Origin of the sequence: Bacteroides xylanisolvens XB1A, assembly GCF_000210075.1 — a bacterium.
Taxonomy (GTDB): Bacteria; Bacteroidota; Bacteroidia; order Bacteroidales; family Bacteroidaceae; genus Bacteroides; species Bacteroides xylanisolvens.
The window spans coordinates 38194-46560 of sequence record NC_021017.1 but is presented as its reverse complement, the minus strand read 5'-3'; the positions used below and the strand labels follow the sequence as shown (position 1 = coordinate 46560).

The 8367-nt window shown below is 37.5% G+C and carries 8 protein-coding genes and 1 pseudogene; 4 read left to right on the top strand and 5 right to left on the bottom strand.

Annotation, left to right across the window (positions count from 1 at the left end):
• From BXY_RS00200 to creD, 4 genes are all read left to right on the top strand, one after another.
• Positions 1-839, top strand: an 839-nt coding sequence (locus BXY_RS00200) for a UxaA family hydrolase (protein WP_208946692.1), incomplete at its 5' end; no start/stop codon positions are given.
• A gap of 231 nt (positions 840-1070) precedes the next feature.
• A complete protein-coding gene (locus tag BXY_RS00195) occupies positions 1071-1670 on the top strand; it encodes a hypothetical protein (RefSeq protein ID WP_004313178.1) in 600 nt (199 codons plus the stop codon).
• Positions 1671-1967: a winged helix-turn-helix domain-containing protein gene (locus BXY_RS00190; protein WP_004313179.1), complete on the top strand. Its 297-nt coding sequence runs from the start codon at positions 1671-1673 to the stop codon at positions 1965-1967. It begins immediately after the preceding gene.
• A 26-nt stretch (positions 1968-1993) separates the two neighbouring features.
• Positions 1994-3346, top strand: coding sequence for a cell envelope integrity protein CreD (gene creD, locus BXY_RS00185; protein WP_015530935.1), 1353 nt, complete (start codon positions 1994-1996; stop codon positions 3344-3346).
• 397 nt (positions 3347-3743) lie between these two features.
• Here creD and BXY_RS00180 read toward each other — a convergent pair whose 3' ends face one another.
• The 5 genes and pseudogenes from BXY_RS00180 to BXY_RS00160 form a co-directional block, all read right to left on the bottom strand.
• Entirely contained in the window at positions 3744-5951 is a 2208-nt protein-coding gene (locus BXY_RS00180) for an AAA family ATPase (protein ID WP_015530934.1), read from the bottom strand.
• Positions 5948-6097: a hypothetical protein gene (locus tag BXY_RS00175; RefSeq protein WP_008770608.1), complete on the bottom strand. Its 150-nt coding sequence runs from the start codon at positions 6095-6097 to the stop codon at positions 5948-5950. The genes BXY_RS00180 and BXY_RS00175 overlap by 4 nt, the downstream gene beginning before the upstream one ends.
• 530 nt (positions 6098-6627) lie before the next feature.
• Positions 6628-7157 (bottom strand): annotated as a pseudogene (locus tag BXY_RS00170) (DinB family protein).
• A 61-nt stretch (positions 7158-7218) separates the two neighbouring features.
• Positions 7219-7899 (bottom strand): RNA polymerase sigma factor, encoded by a 681-nt coding sequence (locus tag BXY_RS00165; RefSeq protein ID WP_015530931.1) that lies wholly within the window; start codon positions 7897-7899, stop codon positions 7219-7221.
• Positions 7900-7908: 9 nt separating this feature from the next.
• Complete coding sequence (locus BXY_RS00160; protein ID WP_004313185.1) at positions 7909-8352, bottom strand: GNAT family N-acetyltransferase; 444 nt, start codon at positions 8350-8352, stop codon at positions 7909-7911.
• Positions 8353-8367: the final 15 nt, after the last annotated feature.

Here is an 8367-nt window from a genome sequence, read left to right as displayed (position 1 = left end):
ACCGCGTGAAGTTCATGGTTACTCAAAAGGTAGGTGACGAGTATGAAGAAGGAATGGAAATCCTGCGTGATTTATATGCAAAGGCTTCTAAAGACGAACGCACCGATGTTCCTTTGTCCGAACTGCGTGTGGGATTGAAATGCGGTGGTTCCGATGGTTTCTCCGGCATTACAGCAAACCCGCTATTGGGTATGTTCTCCGATTTCCTGATTGCACAGGGAGGTACAAGCGTATTGACCGAAGTACCGGAAATGTTCGGTGCAGAAACCATCCTAATGAACCGTTGCAAAAACGAGGAACTGTTTGAACAGACCGTCCATCTGATTAATGACTTCAAAGAATACTTCCTGTCACACGGAGAGCCTGTCGGTGAAAATCCTTCTCCGGGAAACAAAGCCGGCGGTATCTCCACCCTGGAAGAAAAAGCACTGGGATGTACCCAGAAGTGCGGAAAGAGCTATGTATCCGGCGTGATGCCTTACGGCGAACGTTTACAGAAAAAAGGTCTTAATCTGCTTTCTGCTCCGGGCAATGATCTGGTTGCAGCCACCACCCTTGCTGCAAGCGGATGTCACATGGTACTTTTCACCACCGGACGTGGTACTCCTTTCGGTACTTTTGTTCCAACCATGAAGATTTCCACCAACTCGACGCTGGCTAAAAACAAACCGGGATGGATTGACTTCAACGCTGGTGTGATTGTAGAAAACGAACCGATGGAAAAGACTTGCGAACGTTTCATTGATTATATTATCAAAGTAGCAAGCGGTGAATTCGTAAACAACGAAAAGAAAGGCTATCGCGAAATTGCTATCTTTAAAACAGGCGTAACCTTGTAAATTATTTTTTTGATACAGTAACTTATACGAAGTTAAAAGACATATCGTTAACACCATAGAATTGCTATCCCCTACTCAACAAGAAGTTGAACGGGACAGCAATTCTTTTTTGTATAATACCATATCAAAGCCTCATCATACCATTGAACTCTTTATTATCAAAATATTCAAGCAAAAAGTTTGTTCATCTGAAATCTTTTATTTTACTTTGCAGCACAAAGTACTTTTTATATGAATAAAGATAAAGCATTAGAATCGGTAAATGAGATAAAAGAGTTGATGGAAAAGTCCTCAAAGTTTATCTCTCTAAGTGGTCTCGCTGCAATCATGGCGGGCATTTACGCATTAGTTGGCGCATATATCGCCACACAAGTTATTACACCGGGCACTCATTTAATTGTTGCCCTTGAATTGATGGCTATAATAGCCTCGCTCGTATTGGTAGCTGCTGCGGTCACTGCTTGCATCCTGTCCTATTACAAATCCAAGAAGACAGGGCAAAAATTTTTCAGCCGCCTCACTTACCGGGCATTGTGGAATTTCTCTCTTCCGATGCTGACCGGAGGTGTTTTATGTATTTCCATCCTTATGCACGAGTATTATGACATCCTGGCTTCGGTCATGCTTCTATTTTATGGGCTGGCACTGGTCAACGTTTCCAAGTTTACTTATTCCAGCATCATATGGTTAGGTTATGCTTTCATCTGTTTGGGCGTCGTAGACTGTTTTTGGGAAGGTCATTCATTATTGTTTTGGACCATCGGTTTCGGCGGTTTCCATATCCTCTATGGTATATTGTTCTATTTACACTACGAAAGAAAGAGATCATAAATGATAGAAGCATTCCAATATATTAATAAAGCATTCGAAAGCAAGGTCCGACTGGGCATCATGGCTATTCTGATGGTAAATGAGGAAGCTGATTTCAATTTTCTGAAAGAGCAGCTCTCTCTGACCGACGGCAATCTTGCCAGCCATACCCGTGCCCTGGAAGAACTGGGATATATCGTATGCAACAAAAGTTTTGTCGGACGAAAACCACGGACTGTTTTTCAGGCAACCCCGCAAGGCAGAGAAGCTTTCAAATCGCATATTGAAGCCTTAGAGAAATTTCTAAAATCAAAATAAATAATTCATCAAAACACTACTGGCTTATGGACGCTTTCAATGAAAATTTAAATGAGCAACAGGCGCAGCAACCTATGGGATGCCTCCACCGTTTCTCCAAAACAATCAAGGTTGTCATCATCGGATTATTAATCCTTCTCCTGATGATACCCATGTTTATGATTGAGAATCTTATTTCCGAACGGGGACGAACCCAAGAAGAAGCTATCGACGAGGTAAGCGAAAAATGGAGTCTTGCACAGACCATCACTGGCCCTTATCTGAATCTCCAGTATCCGGTTGTCACTGAAAACAACGGTGAGAAGAAGGTTTCCATCAAAGACCTGATACTTTTTCCTGACGAGCTTATGGTCAACGGACAACTGAAGACCGAAATCCTGAAAAGAAGTATCTATGAGGTCAATGTATATCAATCGGAACTGACATTGAAAGGGTCATTCAGTTCGGAAGAATTGAAAAAGAGCAGAATAGACATGGACCAGTTGCAGTTTGACAGGGCGGCTATTTGCTTGAACCTAACCGATATGCGGGGTATCAGCGAACAAATCAGCATCACCTTGGGAGATTCTGTTTATATATTCGAGCCGGGTATGGACAACAGAGGAATAGCTAACACCGGAGTTCATGCGATCGCTAATTTGTCGGAGTTGAAGCAGAACAAAAAACTGCCATACGAAATAAAAATCAAACTGAAAGGTTCACAGTCACTCAACTTTATCCCGTTGGGTAAAACAACCCGTGTAGACCTGAAAGCCAACTGGAATACACCGAGCTTCACCGGGAACTATCTGCCTAACAACCGGAATATTACGGAGAAGGAATTTTCCGCACAATGGCAAGTCTTAAACTTGAACCGAAATTACTCGCAGGTGATGGCTGACTACAACACCTCGAACATCAAGGATATTGAAAACTCCAGTTTTGGTGTAAACTTCAAAATTCCGGTGGAACAGTACCAGCAGTCCATGCGCTCCGCAAAGTATGCCATTCTGATTATCCTACTGACTTTCGGAGTTATCTTCTTCACTGAAATCATGAACAAGACCCGCATTCATGCCTTGCAGTATTTATTGGTAGGACTGGCACTCTGCCTATTCTACAGCCTGCTCCTCTCCTTCTCTGAACACATCGGTTTCAACCCTGCCTATTTGTTATCTTCTGCACTGACTATTATACTGGTAGGCGGATACATGTTCGGAATCACCAAGAAAAAGAAACCGTCATTAATCATGTCCGGACTATTAGGTATACTTTATCTTTATATATTTGTTCTTATTCAGCTAGAAACTTTTGCGTTACTGGCAGGCAGCTTGGGATTATTTATTATCCTTGCAATGGTAATGTATTTTTCAAAGAAGATAGATTGGTTTAATGAATAAACCATTGGGGGAAATTCACATCCTGATCCAAAAGGAGAATCAGACGATGATGATCGCTTCCTTTCTATCCATATTACTACAAGGGGAAACGAAAGCTAAGATTAATTACGGTGCCTGATAATAACCATAATGGAACTGAAATACTTAACAAATGGCTTTTTTCTTGTATTTTTTAATAAGCAATTCACCCTTCACCTTGCTCCGATACTTTTTATTCATCGGAGATACAGGGTGAAGGGCTAACTCTTCACCTACCCTTCCACCAGGATCAATATTTCATTAGCTATAAGCATAATTCTTTTTGCTATAATGATATTTGATTTTGCTATAAGCTAATGAAAAGATGCTAATAGATTATTTTTTTCTTCTCAATGTTTATTTCAAATCATTACAGTGATTATTTCAATTTCATCATCTTTTTATAATGCTCTGAATAACCCATTTCTAGAAAAACCATTTTTAGCCCATCCATAAATATATTGTAATCAAAATCTTTAAAGTCATTAATATTTTGACCAAGAGAATGAGACTCTCTATTAATATAACGTTGGAAAGCTTGATATTTGGGTTGCTTGAATTTATCTTGAATAAAGACATTATTCAAATCCCTCTTTTCTACAAAATTGAAGAAATATTCTATAATATTCCTCATGCAATTGGCAATCAAGGCAGGATGCGTATCAGGATCTTTGATAGTCATCCAATATGTATGATAATCACTTTGAATATGTTCATAATGCATAGTCTCAATTTTACTACCTGCCACAGATTTAGAAACCCTGAATAAAGATTGGTACGCATGACGTTGTGGTTCACGCATATCCGTCATCTCATAGAAAAAATAAAGACTATGAGTTAGAATAAAAACCTGTTCAAACTTACGCTTCATTAAGAAGCCAGTTTCCTGCGTGCTATCCTTAATAAGTTCAGGATAAAAAACGTTTTTCAACAATCTACCGATGTTGAACACATACATAGTGGACAAGCTTGAAACAGGATCATCAATAACAATAATACGCTTCTTCTGCGTCTTACTCCTATCCAGTATTCCCTGACATGTTTCCACAAAATACAAAACACTGATAATAGTTCTTTCCCCTTCACTTAACGTCTTGAATACAGAACTTCCATCTTCTCCTCTCACAATACGATACAAGCCCTCTTCTCTGCATTTTGTGATTTTAAAGTCTATTATTCCCATGTCAACCAACATAGTATTTATATGGTTAATGGACTCCTCTATATTTACAATGCTTTGCTGTTCTGCTTCTATAATCGCCTTTTGTTCATCTATCAAACTTTGAACATGTTGTTTTGCAGTTTCGCATGCTCGTATTTTATTTTCAGTAGAAGCCTTTTGATTATTATAGTCAGTAACAGATTGATCATAATCATAACGCAGTCTATTCCAGAATTTTTTCTTTATAATAGCAAGTTCACCATCAATACCTACCACTTTTTTATTGAATTCTACAATAATAGCATTAGCTTGCTGTACAATACTATTAACAACACCTAATTTGGTTGAAGTATTTTCTAATTCAACTATTTGACTTGGGGTTTGATACTTCTTACGTATTTCAATCAGATTAGAGTTTACCGCTTCTTTATATGCTCTAAAGGCCAATGCAAAGGTCTGCTCTAACTCATGGATAATTGGAATATTAGTAAAAGCATCAATATCTGGAATTAAATCAATAGAGTCTTTGTATGTCTTTCCCTTACTCTCTATATCTGCTACTGCTTTTTCATAATCTTCATTAAAATATGACCTTAGTTCCGCTATTATATCATCGTCAAGATATGGCCTCTGACAAAATGGACAAATATCTTTTGTATCAAAACTTAAGCCAACCTTTACCCAATCCGAATTATGAAGACTATCTATCAATTTAGCAACACGACTATTAGCATTTCCAGTTATAACCTCTTTAAATAAAGAATCTATTTCAATGTCTCCTGCAGAAAATGTGATTTCCTGAATAAGTGGGATTTGAGTCCCTTTAGCTTCATTCAGTCGTTGTATTTCTTCTTTCAATTGATCAATAGAATCAACAAGCTTATTAGATGGTTTTGCCAACCCAACAATATGATTCAGCAATAATTCTTTACTGCTTTTCAAACCTGTAAAACAATACTCCAGAACTCTATCGCCACCAGTGTATTGTGTTTTAATTTGCCAGAAACGATTAGCAAATATTGATTTTGTTGAAGTCCAAGCTTCTAATTCTTTTTCTTGTAGTAATTCTTGTTTTTGAAAATCTCTGTTTGCAACTTGCAATGCAGCATTAGCAGCATCAATTCTTTTTCTAGCTCCTGCATTCTCCTTTGATAAAGAGAAAATACCTTTTTGAGTATCGGAACTATAGAACACATCATTCACGTAGTTCTCATTATAAACGAGAATTTCTTCTGTATCTTCATCTAACAATGGCGAAATAGAACATTCTGCATATTCATTATCAGTTCTCTTTCTAAGGAATTCTGACAATGTACTTTTGCCGGAGCCATTAAGTCCATAGATCAAGTTTATATTCTTGTCAGTTTCAAAAACAGCCATATTCTTATAACTGGCGGGACCTTTTATCGAAATTTTATTAATCATACCTTTGAAATTTTGTCGTTATCAGTACTACATCCATTAATTACCTTCATAAATTCATAACCATCCATCATGTCAAGTTCTTTATCAACTATTCTCATTCCACCAATACCTATTGCAATCCTCAATGCGTCATTTGGGTGTTTCATTACATATTCAATAACTAATCTGCCCCAAGAACCATCACAATCAGCAGCTGTCTTTTCTAAAAAAACATTTTACTCCTATAGACAACTCGACAAGAGCCTCTTTCGATAATGAAGTCGAAACAACTATATAAGCCGAAATTGCAGCATATATACTCATATCTCAAACTATTTACTTTTAAAAGTAAGCTTATATACTTACTTCTACCAATAGTAAGTTTAAAAATACGAATAGTATTTCGTCCACACAAATTTCACATAAAGAAACTTACTATTTTAATATAACTCGCCATTGTCAAAACAAAACTGAAGTACAAGAAATCCGAATAAAAGGCGGGCGAAATACAAACCCTTCACCCGCTATCACCGATGAATAAGAGTTTTTAAAGAAAAAGTGAAGCCTTGGAAAATAAGTCAAACTTCCTATGTATAATGCACTTTAAAGCTATGCTTTAGCATCCTTAAAGCATAGCTTTGGCAGTCATAAAGCATAGCTTTTTAGCTCATAAAGATTAGATAATATAACCGAATATTTATCCCTCCATCCAAACGATTGGATACCCCAACTCTCTTTTGATTGCTTCCATTTCTGCACTGTGCCACATTTCATGTTTAAAGCTCCACGACAATGCTTCATATTTAGTTTCTGCAACAGGATGTTTAAACGGGAGAGGCTGCAAGCACTCTGCCAAAACATCATCATTCAGAGTTTCCAGATTCTCAATACAGATTTGATGAATTATTTCCGTTTGTTCTCTCAATTCAGCAACTGGAATCAAGCCCTCTTCTATGGAACGATGCAATGTTCCCATACCATTGAATATTATATTCTATTATATTTTTGGATAGGCACTAACCGCCCCACCTTTTCGTTTACCCCGGTAACAGCTGTCAGTGTATGAAAATTCTGTGAAACAAGCAAATGTCCCACTTGCCAAATAAAGTTAGAATCTGTTCCTTCAGGAATAACATACCACAAATCTTCCGGCAATTCAGACATCAAACAATTCACAAATGTGCGAGCTTCTATAATCTGCTCCTTTAAAAAGTCAATTTTACTCATAACTATATGTTTTTTAATTATACATATAGTTAGTGGAAAAGCAAATGAGCTTTGTGACAACTTACTGCAAGAATTTCTCCCAATAATTTTTCCTCGGTAGTTCTTTTTCAAACTTCCTATATAAATCGGCAAGCCTCATCATTCGTTGCACCATTGTATATTCTTTATCCATATCAATAGAATATACCGGTTTGCAAATGCGACATTTACAAGCACCATCGGGATTATATAACGGGCAAGTATCATTCATAAAAGCTGTGATTTTCTGAATGGAACGATTATAGATTTGCCGCACATTACTTTCTTTCAGTTCCATGATTTCGCCAATCTGTCGATAAGGCAACCCGATATTTTCTCTAAAGATAAAAATCAGACGAGCATCATTATTCAGACAATGATTTAAAGCGGTGATACACCAATCGCACCTTTCTTTTATCCATTCCCGCTTCGCTTCTTCCCCACCGGAATATTCAATTTCCGGCAACGAACGGAAATATTCGATTTCCGACATTTTCACATGCTTTTCACATGCTGCATATCTACCAATAGTGCGACGAGCGATAGTGTATATCCATGTAGAAATCTCCGAATCGCCTTTAAAGCTACTGATACTTTTGCAAAGTTCATACCACACTTCCTGTGCTGCTTCGCGGGCGATTTCTTTATTCAGAATCATCCGGTGAGCAATCATGGAAATCATATTTCCATATTCTTTCACCAAACGATTGATATCTATTTCCATCGTTACACACTAAAATGTTTTCTTCAAATATATCATATCCACCAACTGCACACCCTCCTCATACATCGGATGATCGTAGTTGTCAGTAAAGAAATTCTTTATCCGGTGAGAAATCGCAAAACCACAATGTTCATAGAATGATCTGGAAGAAGGTACATCTCCTGTGCCCACCAACATTTCAGAGCACTTCCCCTGATAATATTCAAATAAAAACTCTATTAAACGTTTTCCGTACCCCTGTCGTTGGAAGAAAGGAACAGTAGCAATATTCTTGATTTCATAAACACCTTCTCCCTCACGTGTCACCACACAAAGAGCTTTCAACCCGTCATCATAAAGAACAAACATATCACCGCGTTCCAAATATCGGTCAATCATACTTTCTTGTTCATCAGCCAAGAGTAATAAATCAAGGAATTCTTTTTTATCTGAAGTTACTAGTTTTATCTCCATATTTTCTATTTTGTC